The 25,606-nt window shown below is 43.6% G+C and carries 16 protein-coding genes and 5 pseudogenes; 5 read left to right on the top strand and 16 right to left on the bottom strand.

From position 1 onward, the window contains the following. Window positions 1-274: 274 nt before the first annotated feature. The 4 genes and pseudogenes from AC5ELV_RS24440 to AC5ELV_RS24455 form a co-directional block, all read right to left on the bottom strand. Window positions 275-750, bottom strand: a pseudogene (locus AC5ELV_RS24440) (glycoside hydrolase family protein); the annotation flags it as partial. 121 nt (window positions 751-871) lie between these two features. Next, window positions 872-1,483 carry a carbohydrate-binding protein gene (locus tag AC5ELV_RS24445; RefSeq protein ID WP_493432232.1) on the bottom strand — a complete coding sequence of 204 codons (612 nt, stop codon included), beginning with the start codon at window positions 1,481-1,483 and terminating at the stop codon, window positions 872-874. Window positions 1,484-2,332: 849 nt separating this feature from the next. Next, window positions 2,333-2,569 (bottom strand): annotated as a pseudogene (locus tag AC5ELV_RS24450) (hypothetical protein); the annotation flags it as partial. Window positions 2,570-2,872: 303 nt separating this feature from the next. Continuing rightward, a complete protein-coding gene (locus AC5ELV_RS24455; protein WP_493432233.1) occupies window positions 2,873-4,969 on the bottom strand; it encodes a starch-binding protein in 2,097 nt (698 codons plus the stop codon). 540 nt (window positions 4,970-5,509) lie between these two features. Between AC5ELV_RS24455 and AC5ELV_RS24460 the strand changes: the two genes are divergently transcribed. Then, complete coding sequence (locus AC5ELV_RS24460; RefSeq protein ID WP_493432234.1) at window positions 5,510-8,356, top strand: alpha-amylase family glycosyl hydrolase; 2,847 nt, start codon at window positions 5,510-5,512, stop codon at window positions 8,354-8,356. 775 nt (window positions 8,357-9,131) lie between these two features. Here AC5ELV_RS24460 and AC5ELV_RS24465 read toward each other — a convergent pair. After that, entirely contained in the window at window positions 9,132-10,172 is a 1,041-nt protein-coding gene (locus AC5ELV_RS24465; RefSeq protein ID WP_493432235.1) for an NADH:flavin oxidoreductase, read from the bottom strand. 218 nt (window positions 10,173-10,390) lie between these two features. After that, window positions 10,391-10,975 (bottom strand): TetR/AcrR family transcriptional regulator, encoded by a 585-nt coding sequence (locus AC5ELV_RS24470; RefSeq protein WP_493432236.1) that lies wholly within the window; start codon window positions 10,973-10,975, stop codon window positions 10,391-10,393. A 473-nt stretch (window positions 10,976-11,448) separates the two neighbouring features. On the opposite strand from AC5ELV_RS24470, the pseudogene AC5ELV_RS24475 reads away from it, so the two are divergent. Next, a pseudogene (locus AC5ELV_RS24475) lies at window positions 11,449-11,720 on the top strand (recombinase family protein). Window positions 11,721-11,771: 51 nt separating this feature from the next. Continuing rightward, on the top strand, window positions 11,772-11,831 hold the full coding sequence (locus AC5ELV_RS24480) for a hypothetical protein (protein WP_493432258.1): 60 nt from the start codon (window positions 11,772-11,774) through the stop codon (window positions 11,829-11,831). Window positions 11,832-11,921: 90 nt separating this feature from the next. On the opposite strand, the gene AC5ELV_RS24485 is transcribed toward AC5ELV_RS24480, so the two are convergent. From AC5ELV_RS24485 to AC5ELV_RS24530, 10 genes and pseudogenes are all read right to left on the bottom strand, one after another. Then, complete coding sequence (locus AC5ELV_RS24485; protein WP_493432237.1) at window positions 11,922-12,191, bottom strand: hypothetical protein; 270 nt, start codon at window positions 12,189-12,191, stop codon at window positions 11,922-11,924. 66 nt (window positions 12,192-12,257) lie between these two features. Continuing rightward, window positions 12,258-12,352, bottom strand: a pseudogene (locus AC5ELV_RS24490) (transposase); the annotation flags it as partial. 251 nt (window positions 12,353-12,603) lie between these two features. Next, window positions 12,604-12,945, bottom strand: a complete 342-nt coding sequence (locus AC5ELV_RS24495; protein WP_493432238.1) for an Asp23/Gls24 family envelope stress response protein — start codon at window positions 12,943-12,945, stop codon at window positions 12,604-12,606. 184 nt (window positions 12,946-13,129) lie between these two features. After that, window positions 13,130-16,240: an efflux RND transporter permease subunit gene (locus AC5ELV_RS24500; protein WP_493432239.1), complete on the bottom strand. Its 3,111-nt coding sequence runs from the start codon at window positions 16,238-16,240 to the stop codon at window positions 13,130-13,132. After that, window positions 16,237-17,661 (bottom strand): efflux RND transporter periplasmic adaptor subunit, encoded by a 1,425-nt coding sequence (locus AC5ELV_RS24505; protein WP_493432240.1) that lies wholly within the window; start codon window positions 17,659-17,661, stop codon window positions 16,237-16,239. The genes AC5ELV_RS24500 and AC5ELV_RS24505 overlap by 4 nt, the downstream gene beginning before the upstream one ends. Before the next feature lie 167 nt (window positions 17,662-17,828). Next, the gene (locus tag AC5ELV_RS24510) at window positions 17,829-18,479 is read right to left on the bottom strand and encodes a response regulator (protein WP_493432241.1); all 651 of its coding nucleotides are present in this window, start codon (window positions 18,477-18,479) and stop codon (window positions 17,829-17,831) included. Then, on the bottom strand, window positions 18,476-19,705 hold the full coding sequence (locus AC5ELV_RS24515) for a sensor histidine kinase (protein ID WP_493432242.1): 1,230 nt from the start codon (window positions 19,703-19,705) through the stop codon (window positions 18,476-18,478). The genes AC5ELV_RS24510 and AC5ELV_RS24515 overlap by 4 nt, the downstream gene beginning before the upstream one ends. 142 nt (window positions 19,706-19,847) lie before the next feature. After that, window positions 19,848-20,939: an AI-2E family transporter gene (locus tag AC5ELV_RS24520; protein ID WP_493432243.1), complete on the bottom strand. Its 1,092-nt coding sequence runs from the start codon at window positions 20,937-20,939 to the stop codon at window positions 19,848-19,850. Window positions 20,940-21,329: 390 nt separating this feature from the next. Continuing rightward, a complete protein-coding gene (locus AC5ELV_RS24525; protein WP_493432244.1) occupies window positions 21,330-22,124 on the bottom strand; it encodes an alpha/beta fold hydrolase in 795 nt (264 codons plus the stop codon). Then, window positions 22,108-22,482 (bottom strand): epoxide hydrolase N-terminal domain-containing protein, encoded by a 375-nt coding sequence (locus AC5ELV_RS24530; protein ID WP_493432245.1) that lies wholly within the window; start codon window positions 22,480-22,482, stop codon window positions 22,108-22,110. Before AC5ELV_RS24530 ends, AC5ELV_RS24525 begins: the two co-directional genes overlap by 17 nt. Between AC5ELV_RS24530 and AC5ELV_RS24535 the strand changes: the two are divergent. Beyond that, window positions 22,420-22,755 (top strand): annotated as a pseudogene (locus AC5ELV_RS24535) (LysR substrate-binding domain-containing protein); the annotation flags it as partial. The gene AC5ELV_RS24530 and the pseudogene AC5ELV_RS24535 sit on opposite strands and share 63 nt — an antisense overlap. Before the next feature lie 941 nt (window positions 22,756-23,696). Then, window positions 23,697-25,604, top strand: coding sequence for a carbohydrate-binding protein (locus tag AC5ELV_RS24540; RefSeq protein WP_493432246.1), 1,908 nt, complete (start codon window positions 23,697-23,699; stop codon window positions 25,602-25,604). Window positions 25,605-25,606: the final 2 nt, after the last annotated feature.

The following is a 25,606-nucleotide window of genomic DNA, read 5'->3' on the forward strand; positions in this document are numbered from 1 at the left end:
CACGAAGTTGGAAACGTTTCAATAATCTTTGAAGCGCTTTTTTTCTGACTTTTTTCATTGCCTACCCCGCATATGAATTTCGTGCCACCTGATTCAATCACACCTACTGTTAGCGAAGACGTTGCAATCACTTGCCGATAGTCGCATCTTCATGGTTTAATAAGCTATCTTTTCGATCCAATAGTCTAGTAACTTAGCTATAGCCGCCGCTTTAAGTATATTACAAACTCCTCGCAAGGGATAAACTTGTTGTCATTCTCCTCTAAAGAGGTAAACTTGTTGTTGTCACTGTACAGATACCACCGGTACCATTTGCGAAATAAAGGAAGAATTTGTCTTTTCCATTTATCTTTTTAACTGCGGCTGCTGGTGCCCAAGCCGCACCTGCTCATTTCGCAATTCCTGACCGCCATTGGCGCCATTGACACCCGCAACGGGAATGGCCCCATGGTCTGTCCAGTTCACTATATCTGCTGAAGATATAACAAAAACGCTCTTTAAATTAGCAAATGAATTATCTTTAATCGTTCCGTCGCTATTGTATTCATAGCTATCACTGGACATGTAGAGATAGACTCTTCCGTTATAAGTCAGTGCAAAGGGTTCCGCTCCTAAATGATGATCTATAAGTGGGTTAGAATTTCCTATATGCTTGGCAATTGTAGAGCTGGCGGCAGACGCAGGCATTTCAGAAATGCAACTCCACACAACTGCTAGAGCTAATAAAAACAAACTACATTTCTTCCACATCAATTCATCCTCCTGGAGTCAGAAAAACCAATGAAAGTACCCTGCCAAGTAGACATAGTTTCTTCTTCGTGTCTGACTGACAGGGTACAGTTCATTCTTTATAGCTTTTGCTTATACTAGGCTATTGGGCAGATACAGTGATTTTATCAATATTAGGTCCTTCTGTACCCGTAGTTACTACTTTTAAGGTATTGACTTCACTCTTAAATGGTAGCTGGACTGTAGTTTCACCCCAGGTTCCCCAACTACCAGTGGCTTCAAAAGGCGCATCGCTCATTACTTTTGCTCCATTCACATACACATCCAGGTATCGTGTACCTTTATCCAGTGCATATCTGAATTTCACATTTTTGGAGCCTGCAAAAGTACAGTTAATGCTGTTCCACTGAATGGATGCATCGGACATGGTGTTAAAGTTAACAAATTGAATATTGTTATTTTCCGAGTAAGTGCTCTCTACTACGGAGTTAATTAAGGTGGTATCCTTCTCAGCTTCATAAGTGGTACCGGCATCGGTGTTGACGATGTTGTTATTTTTGCCTAATTCAGCTACAAAAGTAGTTACACTTTGTGCAGGAAGCTGAGCCGTAAAGGAACTGCCTGCCACATTCATTTTTGGTCCGGCTGCCAAATTTCTGGTTCCATCTGTTACCCAGGAGGAGACTGTGGATGCTGTTCCGTTTTTCAGTGTAAAGTTTTGGCTTACTGGGGAAGCACTTTTGTTGATTGCCACAATGACGACCTTGTTGTCACCTTTATAGGCAGAAAGATTGACTTTTTTACATGGGATTTCATTTCCGTCTCTCCTCAACAAAATAATAACTTTCCATACATCTGCAATTCAAATGTGGTTTTCACTTGGTGTTATATCAGTAATTTGTCCAGATCACCCTCTTTCGTATTTCAAATTTTGGATTTACAACACTATACAATAAATTATTTACTGTCGATAATTGTAATGCACTTCCTAAATACCGGAATAGGGTCGATAGAACTGTTTGGTTCTTTCGCAATTTCTTCATTATTTTGTGTATATGTATATAATTTTCCGTAGTAAGATTTTTATTCCTAAATTTTTAAAAAAATGTGTTGCTTCCCAAAGGGGACGGGACTGACCCAGGTTTGTGAGACAAGGTTCAAGACACCTTTCAAGTTTAGGTAGCCAGTTGTCGGATTTCAATCGGCGACTAATTATTTAGTTTCTCGTTTGGATGGTATTGTCTATTCCCTGTCTCGCACCATACTTGCCACTTTTGTGGCATATGGCGTTCCATCTTTAAGTAGCGATATTTACTGTCAACTTTTCTCTGAAATTTTGAATCTTTCTCCAAACCTTAGTACCTAGATGGGAGAGTCTGCGGTTACTAGGCACGATTCATGTAGTATTCAAAATTGTACATGTCCGATGTCATCCCTTTTGCAATGAGCTCCGAGAGATGTATGTTTAGTAATCCGTCAGCCCTTGTCATTAGTGGCTTCTTGCCTGTTATTTGCGCGTTTATTTGTCTTCCTTCTGGAGCATATGGCGTTTCTTCTTGGCTTTTCAGACGTATCTTTTCCCATTTACAAAAGGAAAAGTTGGTTATACTTGTTGTGCTTTCCTGATATATAATAGCCGGGATCTTCGTTGTTTACTGTGAATGAATAGACGCAGGCATGTGCTCTGCATCGGATAGAACGTCTGCTCATCGGAGGAGCCATGGAAAGCCAACATTGCCTCCAAAACATGGTAGGCCAGTTCACCGCTGGCATGGTGAGGCCGTCCGCTGCGGACAGCGTAGGCCATATTGGCAACGCCGATGCCCCATGTGTTCTCTTGTTAGCCTGGCAGAGCTCCAGCCGGAGTTGGTGTGGGAATACAAGCTGCTCCCCTGGAACTCCCGGCCAGGTTGTATTTTCTTTCTTGGAATTCAACATCTCGTCGTAATAGTAAATGTTGGGGACACCCTAATCCGCCGGCTTGTAATTTCGCCTGGGCTTTGTGCTATGGCGAAAGTATAGGTATTGGTCGTTCTCCCTATAGCGTTGCTTGCTGTCACTTCCAGCGTATAGCGGGCACCGGGCAGATCGCCCGTGCCTATCGTTAGTTTGTGGTCGGCAGTAAAAAACCGCCGTTTAGTCTCTAAGTACCACTGTCGGCATCGGTGTAATTGAGCATGATCTCCTGACTATCCCCTTGGAATGTTCCTTCCGGTTTATCGATCGTAACCGTCGGTTTTGTCTCATCGGGATTTTGCGGAGTAATCCGTCCTTCTTTGATCCATCTCTCGCCACTTACGGCATATCCAGGCATTTGCGATCCGGGTATCTGATTCCCACTTGAGTTGAATATGACCTTCGCCTGCGTCCAGTCCGGGGCTCTATACACATACCAGCCGTTGCCTTCATCCTGCATGGCCACGCCCGGCCAAGCAGAGCCTTCCCTGAGCGGGGTCACGGAATCATCGTAGTAGTAGATGTTCGGTACTCCCCAGCCGGAAGGCTTGTAGAAATGAACGGTCATGCCCGAGCTCGGTTCCTCCTTCGTATACCTGAACATCTTCTCTGTTTGACCGGACAAATTCGCGGCGACTATTTTCAGAACAAACGTCGATCCAATTGGAGTCCCAGCGCCAATGCTGACCATATCTCCCGACCTGAACGGAGTCGCCGGCCCCCCGTTCAAAGTGTAGGTTGCCGAATTTGCATTGGAAAAGTTCATTCTCACGTTGACAGAATCTGTGAAAAAAGCACCTTCCCCAGGATCGACGGATACTGTCGGAGTTTGCTGCGCCGCGCTATACAGTACGGCGATCCTGCCTCCGTCCAGATGGCCGGTAATTCTGCCGTTCGACACTGTAAACGATCCACCGCCATTGGCCTTGTTCTGGTAAACGCCGTCCTCCAGTCTGGTAGGGGAGTTGATTTGAGCATTGCCTCCAAGATTCACAATCGTCATGCCTTTGGTTCCGCGTTCAACCTGCATAATTTGATTCCCTTGCGTCCTAATGTATTCGTCTTGACCTACCATGGCATTGTGGAACTTGTTAATGGCAACGACGTCCGGGTCCTTCCAGAGCGTATTCCCCGCATCGCCGAGCCGATTCGCAAATTTCCCACCTCCTGTCGGTCTGTTGAAGAACAGAGAGGTCGTCTCCGCCCGGGAGGCGATGATTGCCCAGCCCATTTTGATCTGCCAATCGTTCAACCCCGTCGATTCGCTGTTGTCGTTGGCATAAGTGTCATGCGATTCGATCCAAGTAACTAATTTGGAGGGGCTTACATTATTGGCGTTAAAAGATTTGGCCGCATCAACATTGATGCCACCGTGATAACCAACGGCGCTTCTGACACTGTCCCCATAGCTGGAGGCGGTCAAACTGAGGTAATTGGCATAGCCGGCAAAGTTGTCGGCTCCACCTTGAAGCACTTCTCCGTAATTAAACAGTCTATCTTTATTGTTTAACGAACCCAGTACCCGGGGCCAGAAGTTGGAGCCCCCCGGATCGTTGGGCAACTCAATATGCTTGGCGGCGTCGAATCTGAAGCCGTCGGCGCCCAAGGAAATGGCGTCATTCAGGAAGCCGATAATGATATCTTGCAATTCCTGATTAGACGTGTTGAGGTCGGGCAGACCAATTCCCCACTGTGTGACTTGCCAACGGTCATTCCAGTTTTCTACACCTCTGGCCTCATGCCAGAAATAGCTGTTATTCTTGATCGCCGAATCAACATTATGCGCCGGCTGATACTGCTGATTTCCACCGCCTGCATTCCCCGTATGATTGGCGACAACATCAACGATGATACTTATGCCGTATTTATCCGCTTCCTGGCAAAGCTGTCTGAAATCATCCCTGCTTCCCAATTGAGAGTTGCCGATTTTAAAGTTGATGGGTTGGTACAAAACCCACCACTTGCTGCCTTCTGTCAACCCTTCCTTGCTGGCTTGGATTGGCGATGTTTGCACCGCTTTAAATCCCGCCTGAGCCAGTTCCGGAAGATTCCTAGTGATGTTGTCAAAAGACCAGTTCCACGCATGAAAAATAAGACCATCCTTCGTTCTTTCCGGAAGTTCAAAGTTTGCGACAGCCGATAGCTTCGCATCCGAACCGCCTAACTGCCGAACATCGGCAGTCGCCTGTGCTTCGGGAGTAAAGCCAATCGTTTGCAACAACAATACGACAAAGAGAACGATACTCCAGGTACGTCTCAAGATGGGGCTTGTCTTCCTCCTCATACTAAACTCTCCTTTTAAATTTTATTTTACAACCAACCTCTCTTGAGAGATTAGGAGTAAATAAAAGAGGGCAAAACAATTGTATACGTTTTCAAAAGAGGCAATCGTTTGCACATAATTGCACTCAATGACATGATTTCATTGATTTAACAATTTGTCAATGTTTATATTAAAGATAAATTTCCAGCGGCCTTTTTCTCCCCTCATTATTATTCACTGTGCCTTCAAGGCTTTTTGGGACGTTGGTTTCAATCACGAACTGGTTTTCTTAGGTTTGAAATATGCCCTAGCAATTGCATTGACTAGTAAAAGTATGGTTGATATAATCATAAAAGGAAAAAATCATTGGTATAGAGCCCTGTGAATGGGCTTTTTTCATAGTTTATTTTGTAAGCGTGTACAATGATTTATTTCCCTACATACCACGGAGGAGGCGATCAATGAATCTATTTTATCCAAATAAATGTCTTTCTTTTTTTTACTTTTAATGCAACCGGTTGCAAAATCTATCCCACTAAATATTATCAGGAGGTTGTTAACTTGCTAAGAAAAAAAACTGGAAGTTTTATTTCTTGGTTGATTATTTTATCGCTTTGCTTCAACTTCTTCGGCTTACCCGGCGTAGCTTCGAGTAACAACGATTATACAGCCACCTACACGAATTCCACAGCGACTGCTCTTCCATCGACAACCGCTTCGATCACGTCTACCGTTACCGCAACGTATGCACCTACCACAACAACTAAATCAACTCAAACCGGGTTAACGGTTCACTTTAAGAAACCTTCAAGCTGGAATTCAGCGATTCGAATCCATTACTGGAATCTGAATCCGGCAACCGTTCCGATAAGCGGGGCGTGGCCGGGAATCCTGATGAAGTCGGATGGAAACGACTGGTACAGCTACACCATTGCCGATGCCACAGGCTCAAGCCTCATCTTCAATGACAGTAGCGGCAAGCAGACGGCAGACTTGTCCCGCAGTGTAAAAGAGGGCTGGTATTACACAGATAACACATGGTATGATGTCAGCCCGGAAATGCCTAAAATCCCAGCGATTTCCGCCTCTCCTTTACCCAAAACATATGATTCGTCCCAAACAGTGACGCTTTCCAGCACCAACAGTGACGATAAGATTTACTATACGATAGACGGTTCGACACCTACGACATCCTCGACCTTGTATACCTCTCCAATCCAAGTTGCCTCCTCTTTGACCATTAAGGCCTTCGGTGTCAACTCAATCGGTCAAACTGGAAATGCATCCTCTTTCGATTATGTAATTGACCTGAATGCAGATCTGCAAGCTCCGACAATCACAGCGAATTTGCCTGCCGGGCATTCCGATTCCTCGGTGACTGTATCCTTCACCATTAAAGATAACAAGGCGGCAACGACCAAGGCATACTACACGGAGGATGGTACGGAACCATCCGTAAGCTCAAAAGTCTATATCCTCGGCAACGCTCTGGCCGGATTGACCGGACCGTCTATCCTTATCTCCAAGACCACGACATTAAAATTTCTCGTTATAGACGGCGCTGGCAATCAAACTAAACAGAGCTTTGTTTATAATATTGGAAATAAGGGTGATTTTCGGGAAGACACTATTTACTTCGTGATTACTTCCCGGTTCTATGACGGTGATCCGAGCAACAACGTGCACGCATGGGATGATGGAAAGGCACGCAATCCAGATTCGGACCCGGCTTGGAGAGGGGACTTTAAGGGGCTGATTCAAAAGCTCGATTACATCAAAGCCCTCGGATTCAGCGCCATCTGGATTACACCTGTTGTGCAAAATGCCAGCGGTTATGATTACCATGGTTACCATGCTTTAAATTTTGCCAAAGTAGACCCACGGTATGAATCGGCGGGAGCTTCTTATCAGGATTTGATCAATGCAGCCCATGCCAAAGGGCTGAAGGTTATTCAGGACATCGTCGTCAATCATACGGGTAATTTCGGTGAAGAGAATCTGTATCCCATGTTCAAGAAAGATCCGGCTAAACAGGATACTGCTAACAACTTGGTGAAAACTACGGATAAGCTGCCATCAAACTATGATACTATGACGCCCTATCAGCAGTATCAGGCAAGGCTTGCTTTAATGAAGAACGAGGAAACGAACAATAACATTTACCATACAGAGAAAAGTCTATCCTGGGAATCCTATACTGTTCAGACTGGTCAGATAGCGGGAGATTGCGTGGATTTGAACACGGAAAACCCTGCAGTTAACAAATATTTAATTGATACCTACAATCACTATATAGACATGGGTGTTGACGCTTTCCGTGTCGATACGGTGAAGCATGTGAGCAGGTATATTTTCAATAAATACTATATTCCTGCCTGGAAGACAAGAGGCGGCTCGGATTTCTATATTTTTGGAGAAGTAGCCACTCGTTACAGAGATGTCTGGAACAGTGGAATTCCAGCGATCTCGACGCCATTCTATACTTGGAAAAGCTCGAAATCGTATCCGGGCGATGGAAAGAATGACTACGCCTCCAATAAAGCGTCAGTTGAACAAGAGTGGGCGGACAACTCTACTACAGCAGGACAGCCAACCTCGAACAATGCTCTCTTAAACGGAAATACCTATCATACGCCTGACTATTCGATGAAATCGGGCATGGATGTGATTGATTTTCCAATGCATTGGGCATTCAAGACTGCACAGGAAGCATTCAGCATGAAAGGTGGCGATCAATACTATAATGATGCTACCTGGAATGTAACCTATGTCGACTCGCATGACTATGCGCCCGACCAAGCTCCAGAAAATCAAAGATTTGCGGGCACACAGGACACTTGGGCCGAGAATCTCGATCTGATGTTCACCTTCCGCGGAATACCCGCTATCTTCTATGGTTCCGAAATCGAATTCCAAAAGGGGGCTGTTATTGATCCGGGTCCAAACGCACCGCTAAGCAAAACGGGACGGGCTTATTACGGCGATCACATGGAAGGTAGTGTTACGGTACAAGATTACGGCAAATACACAAATGCTACTGGCACGCTTGCGGAATCACTCAACCATCCTCTGGCGAAACATATCAGACAGCTTAATTTAATCAGAAGAGCTGTTCCCGCCTTGCAAAAAGGCCAGTATTCCACAGAGAATGTGTCGGGCAATCTAGCGTTTAAGAGAAGATATACCGACAGTGCCAAAGGCATTGACAGCTTTGCATTGGTCACGATTTCAGGAAACGCCACGTTTACCGGAATTCCGAACGGAACCTATGTGGATGCGGTGACCGGTGATTCCAAAACCGTTACTGATGGCAAGATTACCCTGACATGCTCCGGCAAAGGAAATGCAAGGGTATATGTATTGAATGGCAGAGGCGGAATTGGAGAAACGGGAACCTATCTGAAGTAAACGGCAGTACGTCTTAGATAACTGAAGCAGCCTCAGCTCGGTATTGCACTGTGCTAAGGTTGCTTCCAATTAAAAAGTATATCTAAGAGAGAGAGTCAGGATATTGCTCTGGACTAAATTTTTAACGGGTGGGAGTAACCAAGATGCCCAAACGACAGCTTCTATGTGCGTACATTCCTCCATATATTTAATGACCAACAACCATCAAGTATTAACGGGTTATCGCTTCTTGCAATAAAGCAACTGTATATTTTAGAAAAGAGCCGAAGAAAACTTCGGCTCTTTACGTAATGCAGTAAACTTGCTAATTGTAGTCGGTATTTTTGCAGTCATTATTTTGCTTATCAAATTGTTTTGACTATAGGTTAAGCGTGAGCACGGTTACCCTGCTCTCTTGTCCATTCCGTTGCTGTTCATCCCGCCTGCATTGCTCACCGATCCGGAACCCAGTTTCTTTCTACCAGAATGGGGCTGTTTTAAACCATCCCTGAGTTTGAACTTAGAACGAAAAAGGGACGCTCCCGGCTCATTCCGGAAACGCCCTTCTTGTATTCGATCTTTTTTATCTAGTTGTTGGCCGTACTCCCAACTAGGCAAAATTCCTTGCTTAATGGCGTCACCTCACGAAACGGAAAAAATCTTACGCTAAGCAATGCGTTGCATGAAAAAAACCGGACCCTTAAAGGGAATCCGGTTCTCGTAATAGCAAGTGAAGTTCAACTAACGTCCCCGTTAGTTCAAAATTGTATCCCGTTTTTGCTAATCAAGTGGAAACTTAATGAAGTGTTTTCAATGTCTCAGCTGTAATGGGGGTCAATTCGTCTGTTCCGCCGTCTCGGATTTTCTTTGCCCAAGCAGGATCAGCCAATAATGCCCGGCCTACGGCTACCAGATCGAATTCTTCACGTTCCAGCCTCTCGATTAACCCGTCGATCTTGGTATTACCCGCTCCCTTTCCTTCGGTTAAAAGACTCATAAATTCGCCATCGAGACCTACCGATCCAACTGTAATCGTCGGTTTCCCTGTCAGCTTCTTCGTCCATCCGGCAAGATTCAGATCGGAGCCTTCAAATTCGGGCTCCCAGAAACGGCGAGTGGAGCAATGGAACATATCGACGCCCGCATCGACCAATGGCGCCAGGAACTGTCCCAGCTGTGTCGGCGTTTCTACCAATTTTGCCGTGTAGTCAATCGCCTTCCACTGCGAGAAGCGCAGACTAATCGGGAATTCCGGTCCGACAGCACGGCGGCAAGCTTCGATGACCTCCACTGCAAAGCGGGTGCGCGCAACTATGTCGCCGCCATAGCTGTCAGTACGCGGGTTGGTTTTCTCCCAGAAGAATTGATCTATCAAAAATTGGTGCGCACCGTGAAGCTCAATGCCGTCAAAGCCAAGCCGCTTGGCTTCGAATGCTGCCTGTGCGAAGGCTTGGATGATTGCGGCGATTTCCGATTCCGAATAATCGCCGACATTGCCTCGTGCCCCCATATGCCAAATCTGCGGTATGATCCGTCCGCCTGCCTCGTGTACCGCAGCCACTACGTTTGCCCAACCATCTAAAGCAGCCTTACCATAGATGTGTGGTACGTTGACTTGATTTGACGAATCCGGGTGATTGATGACTGTACCCTCAGTGACTATAAGACCAACACCGTTCTCAGCTCTGCGACGGTAATAGGAAGCCATGTCCAAACCCGGTACCCCATCTGGGGAAAATTGTCGGGTCATCGGCGCCATCACGATACGATTAGATAGGGTCATATTCCCGATTGCGAATGGTTTGAACAAGGCCTGAACAGATCGAGTATTATTCATAACGACCTCCGATTAATTTATTTAAAATATCAGATATTTTTGCACAACAGACTAGCGGTTGCGTTAAAAGTGTTACAATCAGCATCTTGAATTCGTATTTTTGCTCAACACGTAATTATATAATCCCAAAGAACCACCCCCTTTCACCTTTATCATCAATTCTTTACCTTATAGATCTTTTATTGACCACATAGTCAAAAATTTAGCAAAAAAAAGGATTAAGGCTCGATCATCGCAAAAGACGTACATAAGACCATATCGATCCGCTCCCAGGATGCACCAGACTTCTCCATCATTTTCGCGCCTTGAAGAGCATTGTTTAGATAAGCAGCAAGCTCTTTGCTGGTATAGCGGGTCGTAATCAACTGCTGCTCCTGACCGCTACGGATTACCTTCTCAAGTATTTGTTCGACTTCGGCGAACATCATCTCTACTTCGCGTTTTACCTCATTGTCGTCGGTACCGAATTCCAGTGCTGAATTCACCATGAGGCATCCTCTGCGAATTGTTTCGTGGCATTGGCCTAACGCAACATCTCGTATAGCCTCTAGCATCTTTACGGGAGACATGTCGTCCTGGGAGATCACTTCTTCCAGCACCGCTACACTCTGTTTGCGATACAACGCCAACGCTTTCAAAAACAATGATCGCTTGTCATCAAAAACGCCGTACAAACTTTGTTTCTTGACCCGCGTCGTTTGGGTCAAATCCTCAAAGGAGGTCGACTTAAAGCCTTTCGTCCAGAACACTTCCATGGACTGGTGCAGTGCACGATCGACATCAAATTCTCTTGGTCTGCTCATGAAATCACCTCATGGGATCATCATATCCAATCTTGACCACGGAGTCAATAATTATTCGCCGAAGTACCTTCCGCAGCAAATCGGTCTTATTCAGAATTTTGAAGAGTAACTCAGTAGGACAATATTGAACTAACGACCATGCTTCTGGGGTTAATCATATTTTATAATTCGCACACTTCACTCCGTATGTAATAGTCTATTCGTTATAAGAAGCAACCCTACCGTCCCGCCAATCTTAACGTTAGCCATTATCTGAGTGAGCAGTATTCCAACAGTTCGAACGTATTTCACCACGCTCTACTGCAGGGTCAACGCATTGGTTATGTCCGGGTAAGCAGCTTCGAGCAGAATCCAGAACGACAATTGGAACAAGTTTAGATAGATCGGCTGTTTACGGACAAAGCATCCGGTAAAGATACGCAAGAACGCAATTAGAAGCGTTACTCGCATTTGTTCGCGAAGGAGATTTAGTGGTGGTACATAGCATGGATCGTCTCGCTCGCAACTTGGATGACCTTCAAAAATCGTCCAAGACCTGACCAAACGGAACGCTCGGATCGAGTTTGTTAAAGAGAATTTAACCTTTACTGGTGAAGATTCACCTATGGCCAATCTTATGATTTCGGTGATGGGGGCTTTTGCAGAGTTCGAGCGCGCCTTGATTCGCGAACGTCAGCGCGAAGGAATTGCATTGGCCAAGCAGTGTGGCGTGTACCGAGGACGAAAGAAGTCATCGCTTTCCTAACAAGTGGCAGAGTTGCGCCAACGTGCGCATGCCGGCGAGAAAAAGTCATAATTGGCCCGCAAGTATGGCATCAGTCGTGAGACGTTTTATCAGTATCTGAGGGGAGACTAATCATGCCGCGTCTTAGCATCCTCACCCCAACCGAACGTGCTTCCCTCTTGGCATTTCCAGCTGCCGAAGATGAACTCATCTTTTGTTGAATCATAAGACTGGGTGAAAGCTCTCCTTCATCTTGTCCAATGACACAAAATTTACCCTTTTCTTACAAAAATAGTGGGTTTCCAGCCTAGAATCTGATTGCTTTATCAATATTGGGACACCGCGATCGTCCTGGGTTAGCGGTTGAAACGTAATTTTGCTATTGGATTGTGCCAATTTCTTGATGAATTGAGCGATATCAAGAATAGCATACTCTTCAGGATTACGGATGTTAATAATCTCTCCGGTAGCCTCTTCTTTTTCCATCATCATTCCTTAACCCACCCGAATAGGTGTTAAAGATTCGGGCTATTTTGACCTGCACCTTATAGAGGTGAAGATACTTAGCTTCGGCGGTATACTACCAACATGTGTATGTGATCCGCACATGCTTCCGCTTCGATAATCTCTACCCCTATTCGCTCGCATAGTTCTTTGATCTTTTTTCCTATCCCTCGTTACAAATTCCCGTAGGTTACCAAAGGAAAGCTAAATATACAATTTAATGGGTTTAGTCTTATGTTCCTCTCTCTGTACGTTTGGACAGCCGAGTAACTTCATTAATTATGTTAAGTCAATTTCATATAAAAAACGTGCATGAGGTTAGGTCCTTCATGCACGTTTGGATAAACAACAGACTGGAACGCAGAAATTTGGTTTGGATTCCTTCAAAAAGTTAAATATTTTAAATAGCAATTCCCTCCACCCTCACGTTCACCACAACAATGGATAACCCTGTCATATTAATCACATCTTCCATTACATTTTGTTGTAACTCTCTGGTCACTTCATGGATGGGACACCCGTAATCAACGACAACTTTTAGTTCAATAGTTGTTTCATCCGAGCTAATTTTTACTGAAATTCCTTTTTTAATATTTTTTTCATTCATACGTTTGTTTGCTTCTTTCGAAAACCCTCCATAAATTGCTGAAATTCCTGGGGTCTTCAATGCGGCTACACCAGTAATTTGGGATACAACATCATCTGATATTAGGATGCGACCATGCTGCTCGTTTTCAGTCATACGACTCTCTCCTTTGGCATCGTATAAAATTTGTTTTTACTGCTTTTGATTTTTAATAATTTTTTCCTTACTGTTCATTGTAGTACGCTCATATAAGAAAAAAATCGTACATTAGGGCAAGAGGCTAATGTACGATCGGGTAGGTGCTCAAGCAAAGCTATGGCCTATCTCTCTTTTATATCCATTACAAAGACAATGAGCTATCGTTGTTTGTATGCATTTCCTTCTTATGCTTTCGTTTCAACTTCAGTTGAGCTACGACCATATACAGAGTCGGAACTACAAACAACGTTAAAATGGTTGAAAAAATCAGTCCGAATATAATGGTGGCTGCCAATGGCTTGAATAGAATTTCTCCCATCGTAGCAATCGGTATCATTCCGACGATCGCAGTTAGCGAGGTGAGCAAGATCGGACGGAAACGGGCGGAGCATGCCATTAAAATCGCTTCTGTTAATTCGGCGCCTTCACGCCGTGCATCTTCAATAAACTCTATCAATACGATACCGTTACGCACGACGATACCGGCAAGTGAAATGATACCCATGATACTCATAAAGCCGATTGGCATACCTGTAATAAAGCTTCCAAGCACTCCTCCTGCTGCTGCTAGGTACACAGTCGTCATTATAATGATCGGTGTGGAAACCGAGTAAAACTGCATGGTGATCAAGAGCAGAATGAGAAAAACAACGATAACGGCTAATTTGCCCAAATCCTTAAATAAATCGGACTGTGTAGATGTTTCCCCGTCCATTTCCCAAGTGTACCCCGAATCGAAGTGTGTACTTGTAAGCTTGCTGCGGATGTCCTGGGTGAGCTCCGTAGCCGTACGCCCATTTGCATTGGCTGAGATTGTTACCGTCCGTTCCAAATCATAGCGGTGGATTTGCTGAATGGAAAAGTCCGGTTTCATCGTGGCTAACTGGGATAACGGGACCTGCTCTCCTCCGGCATTAGTGACACTTAGCTGTTGGAATAACACTTCAGGATCCTGGTTAGGTTTATCCATGTACATATTGATATCCAGTAGTTCCTTGCCCGTATCAAAATCAGTGACCTTCACTCCGTCACCCATTAGCAACAAAGTGCGGGTTAAGTTGGAATAGTTGACCTGATATTTATCTAAGGCCTGCTGGTTGACTTGAAAATTCAAATTATAGCTCTGCATCCCCATGTTGTCGGTCACATCTACAGCTCCAGAAGTCCCCGCAACGATTTCTTTTATTTTTGTCGTCATCGTTTGCAGCTTTCCAAGGTCTTCTCCTTTAATACGGACAGACACTGCACTGCCGACTGGGATACCTAATTGAGGAACACGTATACTTATTAATGCTGCTGGATATTGGGCTTGCAGCATACTTGTCCAACTATCCACTGTTTTTTTGATATCAAAGACTCCCTCCTTTCCAACAACAGCAAGCTGTCCGTGCACCGCTCCCACGGAACCACTACCAGCTACAATATCGCTGTACATTTGAGGTGCTCCACCACCTGCAGTTGCTGCCAGATGTTCTGTTTCTGGCTGCTTTTTAACCCAGTTTTCAATCTCGGTTATAACCTGATTGGTTGCCTGCAACGACGTTCCTTCTGGCATCGTTACGTTGATTGTGGCATCCGGTTGATCGGATTCAGGAAATAATTGAATCGGAACAATAGCAAGCAGTCCATAAGCTGCCGTACCAATCATAAGACCAATAAGCGCAGTGAAAAGTGGTCGACGCAGTATTCTCGGCATCCAGTTTTTAGCGTATACATTAGAGAGAGACTGAATTTGATTGCCGAGGAGCCCTGGAGGCTTGGTTGTTTTGCTGCGTTCTTTACCCTTATGACGGTTATCGTACCATTGACGGAAAATAGGAATGATCGTAAGCGACATAATCATGGAGGCCAGCATCGTTAACGAAATTACGGTTGGGATCGGTTGAATAAAGTCTCCCATATTACCCGGCAGAAATAAAAGCGGGGCAAATGCTGCAACCGTAGCCAGCGTGGCTGTAATGATCGATAAGGATACCTCTTTCGTTCCTTTGATTGCCGCCTCCGTAGCATCTTCCCCAAATTCTGAGCGTCGGCGCTCAATATTGTCATTGACCACGACGGCATCATCAACCAGTATCCCTAGCACGATGATTAATCCGATAACTGAAATTTGATTCAACGTCGTACCTGTCATCGGCAAGAAAATAAAACCGATGGCAATAGAAACAGGAATAGCCAAGGCCACGAATGCTGAAGTCAGCAAGTTTAACCCTAATGTACAAATCACAATAACCGATGCAATAGCAATCATCATCTCTTTGGACAAATTTCCAAAGATTTCACTTACACGATCATTTTGAGCAAAGAGTAGTTCAAAATGTACATCCTTAGGTAAGCTACTCGCAAGTTCGTTGATTTTGGCTGTCGCCGCTTTGGATACCGTTGGTACGTCTGTGCCCTTATCTCCACTCAAACTGATTGAGATAGCAGGCTTGGTATTCACATACGTATAACTCTCTGTTTTTTTAAAAACAAGCGAGGCTGCACCGATATCCTTCAAGGATATCGGGAACCCTTCTTCATTGCTTGAAATCTGAACATTATTTAAGACGTTCGGGTCAGTAGAGGCATTTACCGTCAATTGATACGTACGCTGATTGAAATCCAAACTTCCTGTAGGCACTCTATCGTTTTCATTTTTAATGGCTTGAACGACCTGTTCCCAGGAGACTCCATATTGCTGCATTTTTTGAGTGTTCAGGCTTATTCGTACTTCTTGTTCAGGAATTCCTTGAATATTAACTTTTGAAATACCTGAGACCGTTTTTAATTGATCTTTCCATTTGTTCATCAATTCATTTAACGAGTATAAATTCTCAACTTTATCAGAAGTGATTGCATATGACCCGATGAAGGAGCCTGCCATGCTATCATTGACAATGGGCTGCATCGCATCGTCCGGAAGCTCGGACTGTGCATCCTGTACTTTTGTACGAAGATCAGCCCACACTTTTGTCGGATCCGCCTCATCCAATGCTGCTATACTTATACTGGATTGGCCTTTAGAAGAAGTGGAAGAAATGGTTTTGACACCCTCCACTTCTTTGATTTTCTGCTCCAATATCTTCGTAATGGTTTGTTCGATTCTTTCGGGTGAGGCCCCTGGATACACGGTTGTAACGCTGGCTGACATAGGAATGACGTCAGGCATCTCCTGTTTGGGCAGGGATGTAAAGCTGTATAGTCCTAACATGATGCACATGGCAAAGAAGATGAGCGTAATTTTCCGCTTTGTAACGATATATTTAATCATTCGGACGACTCCTCCGATTTCCCAAGTACATCATTCCCAAGTAAATCACCATTAAATAAGGTTCCCGCTCCTTGCGTAACGATTTGGTCGCCTGCCTGTAGTCCAGAGAGAACTTCGAGCTGATTATTAGTCACTTTCCCCAGTTTAATCGGTGTTTTGACAGCTTTTCCGTTTACAGCTTTAAAGACATAAGGATCATTACCCGTACTAATTACGGACTCTACGGGCACTAAAAGCGCTTCGTTTTGCTTCATGATTTTAGCTGCACTAATGACTTGACCCGGTTTCCAATTGAGTTCGGGGTTGGGAATGCTAACTTCCACATTGATGCTTCCTGTTTTGGAGTTCGTCGATGGATAGATCTGAGTAACGGTCCCTGTTCTAATTTCATTATAGAGGGAGATATTTACTTTTTGATCTTTCTTCCACGATAAAATTTCACTATCCGGTACAGGCAAGAGCACTTTTAAAGTACTAATATTACCGACAGTAAAAGCCTCACTCCCGCTGGAGCCTAACTGCCCATCAGATACCTTTTTCTCAATCACAACACCAGCTATAGGAGATGTTAATGTAGTTTTCTTGAGTGCCAAAGCCGATTGCTCGTAAGCGGTCAATGCATCCTTATAGGTAGCCTGTGCCTGTGCCTTACTGGCTAACCCTTGTTGCTGAGTAGCCCTAGCCGATTCCAGCCCTGCCCTAGCCTGATCTACACCATCCGAAGCTTGTGCACGCTGTTCCTGGGAAGCCCCTGCAAGCAAAAGGGACAATTGTTCTTGCGCATCACTCAAACTTTTTTGTGCGTTCGTTACTTCCAGTTGCGCATTCTCATTTTCTGTTAATGATACTGCACCTGCCTGAAATAGACTTTGGCTCCGAGCGGCATCTGCCTTTTTCTTGTTATAAGTATTGGTAGCGGCTGTAACTGCATTTTGCGCCTGTACAATTTCCTGTTTTTTGGCACCGTTGTTTAATTCCTGTAATTTGGATTGAGCTGAATTAATCTGGGATTGTGCAGTATGAATGCTTGCCTGTGCTGATTGAACAGAAGCATCAGCTTGGCTGATACCCGCTTTGGCCTTCTCCATAGTTGTCTTGGCCCTTGCAAGTTCCAGCTGATAAGTGGATGTGTCTAATTGCGCGAGAACTGCTCCTTTACGTACCTGATCCCCCACTGCAACTGTTGTATTTAATATACGTCCATTCGCTTCAAAGGAAACTGCGGTTTGATTGCTTGCCTGCAATGTTCCTGCCAAATTAAATTCATTAGTCAAAGGCTGCATCTTTACCTTTTGAATTTGTACCGGCTGACCAGATTTTGCAGTGGTATCCTCCGAAGCGCTCGAGCAACCGGAAACCACCATAGCGAGGGTTATTCCCGTGACTAGCATTTTGATTCGTGTTCTATTCAACAATTTCATCCTCCTTGACTTACTTCTATGCAGTTACCAGCAATCTACGAAATTAACTGGATTCTTTCTATTTTCATGGTACAACAGTTAACAAAAAAAAAAATCGTACATAAGGGCAAGCACCTCATGTACGTTTGGGCAAATTCAAAATGATTATATGTTTTTATTCACCAATTTTAAATATTCAGAATGCCTCGTTCCAAAGAAACGGCTACTGCTTCGGATCTGGATTCGACACCGAGTTTGTTATAAATGTTCGTTAAATGAGCCTTCACCGTCCGCTCCGAAATTCCCATATCGAGCGCAATATCCTTGCTCCTAAGCCCCTGCGCAACAGACTGTAAAATGTTCCTTTCTTTCTCGGTCAGCATTGAAGTATCTTCATGCTGCTCACTCTTGACCTCTTTCCCACTTGTTTTAGCAAAAACTCTTGCGGTAATTTCCGGCTGAAGAAGTGTCTCTCCTCTTAATGCTGATTCAATAGTCCGAAACAAATTTTCACGGCTGGTATCTTTTAATAAATAGCCTTTGGCCCCCAAGGAGAGTCCCTGAATCATTAAATCATCTTCGTTATAGGTAGTCAGGATAATAACTGGGGTTTCATTTTGTTTCTCTTTTAGAGCCTTCATCGTTTCCAATCCGCTCATTTGGGGCATGTATAAATCCATTAGTATGACATCCGGCTGAAGTTCCTCAATCAGAGCCATAGCTGTTACCCCTTCTCCCGCTTCACCCACAACTTCGTAGCTGTCATTTGTCTCTAAAACGAGTTTTAGCCCTTCTCTAACCACCCAGTGATCATCTACGATTAATATTTTAAATTTCATGATACATCTCCTTTGGTGAGGGGTACTTCTATTTTAATAGATGTCCCTTCTTGGACTGTGCTGTTGATCTGTATTGTTCCGCCCAGCAGACGCGCACGCTCATGAATGCCTATTAGTCCATAATGTCCTGATCGTCTAGCAATAATATCTGGATTAAATCCTTTTCCGTCATCACGGACCACTATAGTAATTTTATCTTGTTGATCCAAAATATTAATCCATACGTTCTTTGCATAAGAATGCTTGCCTACGTTCGTCAAACATTCACTTATGATTTGTAATCCATGTTCAATTAACAGTCTGGATACAGAGGATTTCATTTTGATGTTCAGTGCTGTACGAATGCCGGTAGCCATCGTAAAACGCTGCGCTTCTTCCCGGACTGCATCGGAAAAGTCGACCTCGGAGGCCGATTTTGAACGCAGGTTATCTATAGCCCTTCGCGAGTCAGCCAGCGCCTTTCGTGCCTGTGACATGGACTGCTGAACGATTTCATGGGCTCGCTGTGAGCTGCCTTTTATCATATGGGCATCTATGGCTTCCAACTGCATAATCAAGCCAGCAAGACCTTGAGCTAGTGTATCATGCAGATCCCGGGCCATGCGTTGCCGCTCGTTGGCCAACGTAAGCTCTTCTACTTTCTGATGTGCAAGCTCCAGCTCAGTAAGAAAGTTTTGGATACGAATTCGCGCATTGACTTGTTTGTAGAAAAGAATAGAATATGCAGCTACGATTATAACGATAAGAATGAGCAACCCAATAAACAGCACAGAGTGCTCACCATCGCGATACCATATCATAGCTAGACAAAAAAGAAGATAGAAGCCAACAAACACCAATACAACTTTTTTTGTTTGATAATATATACCTATGCTTTGACCGATTAAAATTGGGATTAATCCAATGAGCATAATTGGGAAACTGACAGGAAGAAGAAAAGCGCTTAAAAAGATAATTCCTGCTTGAATAATAAAATAAATCCATGAACCGTAATGCAGAATTTTTCGAACATGCCAGTACAAAAGTACATGCAGGGCTATTGCCAGAGAGAACAATAGACTTCGAAGTGGTAATGGTGTAGAAATATTTTGAATAACGATTCCCTCGATATAGATGAAAACGATCCATAATATAATCGGAACTCTGGATATAGTAAGTCGATCACTTTCTCCATTGTAGATCTTTAAATCGACATCTTGGTCTTGTTCATTGGATTGTTTGCCCATAGTCCACCTCTAATTTAAGTACTTAGAAAAAACATTATATTTTATCATTTTGTACCTTTTTTAAAAAAACGTACACATGTGCGAGGATGTGTGTACGTTTGGGCAAAAAAATAAATTTTAGCATACTAAAATCCAATATCAATTATAAATGTTCCCATTTTTCTCTGTAAAAAAGCAAGTACACCTTACTGACTATTATTTTAATAATCATATAATAAGGGATGGCCAGCAATATTCCTGTAATTCCTGCTAAATCCCCACCAATCAGTACAAGAATAATCACTGTCAAAGGGTGAACATCAAGCTGCTTACCGAATACATAGGGGGAAATTATATTGTCTTGTATTTGCTGGGCCAACAAAATAACAACAAGTGACCATATCGCAACCGAGGGTGACTGAATAAAACCAATAATAACAATAGGGATTGATGATAGAATAGCACCTACAAAAGGAATAAAATTCATAATCACCGCAACAACGGTTAATAGTAATGCATATGGCAGTCCAATCAAAAGAAATCCGAAGTACATTAACACACCAAGTGCCAAGTTAATAAGTACTCTTCCCACGATGAAGCTGCTAAGTGCGCTATCAATATCATCCAAGACTTCGTTTGCAGCGATTAGAAAGCGTTTAGGAACAAAACTGACCAATTTACGGCCAAATTTTTCTCCTTCCTTCAGCATGTAAAAAAGGATTAAAGGGAACGTAAACAATGCGATTGTAACATTAGAAACAAGACCAAACAAACCGGTTACATAATCCGTAACTAATAAGAAACCTTTATTCAAGTATTCAGTAAGTTGTGTTAGCGGATTAACGTCGCCCGGAAAAATGGTAGAAAGTGCTCCATTCTGTTCTAATTCATGAACCTTATTACCTAATGCACTAAATAAACTGGGTGCATTATCCACGAGGTTGATCATTTGATTTCGTATGGAAGGCCAAATACCTACAATAAAGAGAGCTAAAATGACTGCAATAGCGATATAAATCAGTATGATTGCAAGAGAACGGTTGAACTTGTGTCTCTCCAGTAAATCTACCAATGGGCGCAAAAGATAATAGAAAAAAACGGACAGCATTAATGGCAATAAGACAACGCTGATTAACGAAGTTATCGGTATAAATAAAAAATCGACTAATGTGCACAAATATATAATGATGAGAACAAAAATGATACCCATACACCATTTGAAAAACTTGTTTATTTGTGGAGAGTGATTAGGCATTAAAAATATTCCCCCCTACCTTCGCATTTTTAATGAACAATTTTAACTTCTGCAACTGACCACTCCCTTTAACATAATAAAAAGAAAATGTGCAATATATGCACCCAGCTAATTTACTTTGATTTCTCCTATTTCATTTTAAATCGAATACTGAAATAAAAAATCGTACATAAGGGCAACAACCTCATGTACGATAGGGCAAATAGTTTTTTTAAATTTTGCATAGTACTCGGAAGGACTATACCTTTAGATGGATGCTTAAGCATATCTTTTCTCGGCAAACTCCTTAGAGATTTGAGGCATTTTTCCTCATAATCCAGAAAACCACACTCATTATCAACTAAATTTTCGGAAATCAGGTAAGCTTTACCCTCTCAAGGATAGAGACTATCAGATGCTTAATGAATGAAAAAAATGATTTAGATGTTCGGCAAACAATTTAGGATTTTCCATAGCGGCGAAATGACCGCCTTTATTCGCTTTCTCCCAGTACGTAATATTATAGACGCGTTCTACCCAGCCTCGGGGAGGCGTGGGCAGCTCCTTGGGAAATAAGGAAACCCCTGTTGGAATAGTAACACGCTGACCTTCGGTGAAATGCAGGGGCATTTTGGTACCTTCAGTATATATTCGTATGGAAGAAGCAATCGAATTAGTAAACCAGTAAATCGATATGTTAGTGAGGATATGATCAAGTGAAAAAGACCTTTCCATATCTCCGTCACAGTCACTCCAACCTTGAAATTTTTCTACCATCCAGCTGGCAAGACCGGTTGGGGAATCACTTAGGGCAAAAGCCAGTGTTTCCGGCTTTGTTCTATGAAGGGCACTATAAGCACCTTCTCGGTCCAACCACTCAGCAACGATGTCTAAGTAAGCTTGCTCTTCTTCGCTAACAGATGGTGTATTTTGAGTGAGGGGTGGCTTGTAGCTTCCAGGAATATAATTGAGATGAAGTCCCCTCACCCGTTCAGGGTACATGAATGCTAACCATGTTGAGACCCCTGCTCCAATATCCCCTCCCTGAACCAAATATCTTTCATAACCCAAACGATCCATAAGTTTTGCCCAAAGCGTAGCAACGTATTTGGACCCCACTCCCGGCCGTGTGGGTTTACTCGAAAATGCAAAGCCCGGCAAAGTGGGAATAATAACGTCAAATGCCTCTTCAGCATGTCCCACCATATAGCGATGGGGTTGTTAGATAAGGTATTAGTTCTAACATCTCTACAAATGATCCTGGCCACCCATGAGTCAGCAACAGTGGTCGTTCGGATGGCCCTTCACCCCGAACGTGCACAAAGTGTATATCTAAGCCGTCCACATGTTCAATAAACTGTGGGAAATGGTTTAACCATGCTTCCTGTTCACGCCAGTTGTATTCCGAGCCCCAATAATCAACTAATCCCTTCAAAAAGGAGTAGTCTGTCCCTAGAGCCCATGGTTCTATAGAGAAACTTGAAGGCCATCGAACCTGTAAAATGAAGAAGGCTGTAGTTATCGAACCATGTTTGAAAGATATCTTGTAAAGCATGATATTCATCCATTTCAAACTATGGAGTTATGGAGTATTGAGGCGATTAAACAAACCGTTATGAGTGGGCTTGGATTTTCTTTTTTGCCTTATATTACAGTTAAAGAAGACGTGGATAGAGGAAAACTTAAAATTGTAAGTCATTCCGAAAAGTTCGATCCGATATATTCTCATATGCTGATTAAAAAGAAAAAGTGGTTATCTCCAACAGTGAAAGCTTTCTCTGAACTTGTCATAAAGTCGATCCGTGAAACGGATAACGAGCTCGAAAGTTCAAGATGACTACTATTTGTTGGATAATTGGTAATCGGGCCATGTTCTTGTCCCTCGACATTCCTTCCATGTCTCGTCAGCATATTGATCAAACAATTCGCCGCGATATAAAATAATATCGGGCAAGTCAGCGCTTGATATAAGAGACAAACGCAGTTTTGTCTTAAATGCATTGTTTGTGGATGGAGAAACCTACTGATTTTTCAGTTCGATTCCCAGCTTTTCTTATGTCCATTTGGTATGATTTCTCCTAGTTTGAACTTAACATCTGGACCCCATGGTCACAAATACGTAATTGTTACCGGTTGATCGTATTTACCGTTCTTAATCTCCAGCCTAGCACATGTAGTTTTTGTGTCACCCGGCTTGTGACCGCTCGCTATTGCTGCTGCAATCATTCATACTAATTACTCGTATATTTTATCCAGTCATGTTCAGCATACAACGTATGGACATAGTGTGTTTAACTAAAGCCAACTTTAAAGTTTCACCCGTCGATTGCGCTTGCTTGGAATAACAGGTCGGATATCTCGATTTTGCAAAAGGTCCAGAATGCCATTGGTATCGTAATTTACGTTCCTTTCGATTCGCTTTTTTTAGAAAATAGAATGATATTGTTATTTTTGATAGAACATGTTATGATTGCGCCAAATAAAACCATTATTTGCAATCAAATTACATATTAATATTTAATAACCCAATGTTTATGATTACTATACTTTCTCCAACACATAACTGGAGTTGTCATTAAATGAACAGAGACCAGTATATGGTGACTCTCCTCTCGTAGTTCACTTTTAAATTCAACAAATGTAAGCGATTTCATTTCTATTTCTCGTGCCCTCTTCACAGTACTTCTCCTTACGGGTAGAGGTCTGAGCATATTCTTGAGTTTGATAAATTTACGGATAGCTCGGCTTTGGACCATATAAAAAAACGGAGGTTATGTTATGATCAGAAAATGTTTAGTTTTATTTCTCTCCTTCGCGTTATTGCTCGGTGTCTTTCCCATGCTAAATGTAGATGCTGCCAATCGGCCACTGGCTAAACTCCCTGGAAATTCCAACCCTCTAATGGATCATAAATTGGGAGCTGACCCCTATTCATTGGTATATGATGGAAGGGTGTATGTCTATATGTCAAGTGATACGTATGTGTATAACAATGATGGATCGATTAAAGACAATGACTTCAGTGCCCTGGATCGCATCCAGGTCATATCCTCCGCGGACATGGTGAACTGGACGGATCACGGAGCGATACCAGTCGCAGGTGCCAACAACAAGAACAACGGTAGAGGCATTGCCAAATGGGCCTCGAACTCTTGGGCTCCAGCAATTGCGCATAAAAAATTGAATGGCAAAGATAAATTCTTTCTTTATTTTGCCAATGGTGGAGCAGGCATTGGAGTCCTGACAGCAGACACGCCGATCGGACCTTGGACAGACCCCCTCGGTAAAGCGCTTGTGACACATAGTACGCCTGGAATGGCTGGTGTGACATGGCTTTTTGATCCAGCTGTGCTGGTGGACGATGATGGCACAGGGTACCTGTATAGCGGTGGGGGAATTCCTAACGAATCCGATCCTACTTCCATTGCTAATCCTAAAACAGCTAGAGTGAGCAAGTTGGGGGCCGATATGATCAGTGTTGTTGGAAGCGCAACCACCATTGATGCACCTTACCTATTTGAAGATTCCGGTATTCATAAGTACAATGGCAAATACTATTATTCCTACTGTATTAACTTTGCCGGAACACACCCGACACAGTACCCTGCAGGTGAAATCGGCTATATGGTCAGCGACAACCCGATGGGCCCCTTCACTTATAAAGGCCATTTCCTGAAAAACCCCCATACATTCTTCGGCGTTGGCGGCAACAACCACCATGCTGTATTTAACTTTAAAAATGAGTGGTATGTCGTGTATCATGCCCAAACGGTCAGCAAGGCACAAATTGGCACTGGAAAAGGCTATCGCTCTCCGCACATTAATAAGCTGGTGTACAATACCGATGGAAGCATCCAAGAGGTACAAGGGAATATGATTGGAATAGCTCAGCTATCCAATCTGAATCCATATACCAGAGTTGAAGCGGAGACCCTTGCGTGGCAGGCGGGTATTACGACCGAGCCCACTCAAGCCACTGGCGGTCCGGTCAGTAATCTGAATGTGACCAATATTCACAATGGGGACTGGGTCGCTGTCGGGAAGGCTGATTTTGGCTCTACCGGAGCAAAGACGTTCAAAGCCAATGTTGCCACAAATGTCGGTGGTAGTATTGAAGTACGTCTTGACAGTGAGACAGGCCCTTTAGTCGGCACCTTAAAAGTACCTTCAACTGGAGGTATGCAGACCTGGAGAGAAGTAGAGACCACGATCAATAATGCAACTGGGGTTCACAACATTTATCTGGTGTTTACTGGGACAGGAAACGGCAATCTATTTAATTTGGATGCCTGGCAGTTTACCCCCAACACGGGGAGTAATACGGGGACAAAGGTTGAAGCTGAGAACATGAACATTGGCGGCACTTATGCGGGCAAGATCAGTACACCTTTTGACGGGGCTGCTCTGTATGCCACTGCTGACTATGCATCATACTCACAGTATTTTGCCAACCCTACGCATAATATCTCAGTACGGGGGGCTTCAAGCAATGCTAGTACGGCCAAAGTGGACTTGGTTATTGGAGGAGTAACTGTGGGTTCCTTTTATTTCACGGGCAAAACGCCGACTGTCCAAACCTTATCCAACATTACTCACGCTACCGGAGATCAGGACGTCAAACTCACCTTGACGAGCGATGACGGAACCTGGGATGCCTACGTGGATTTTATTGAATTTTCATTGTGATC

The organism is Paenibacillus sp. NMA1017, assembly GCF_058895805.1.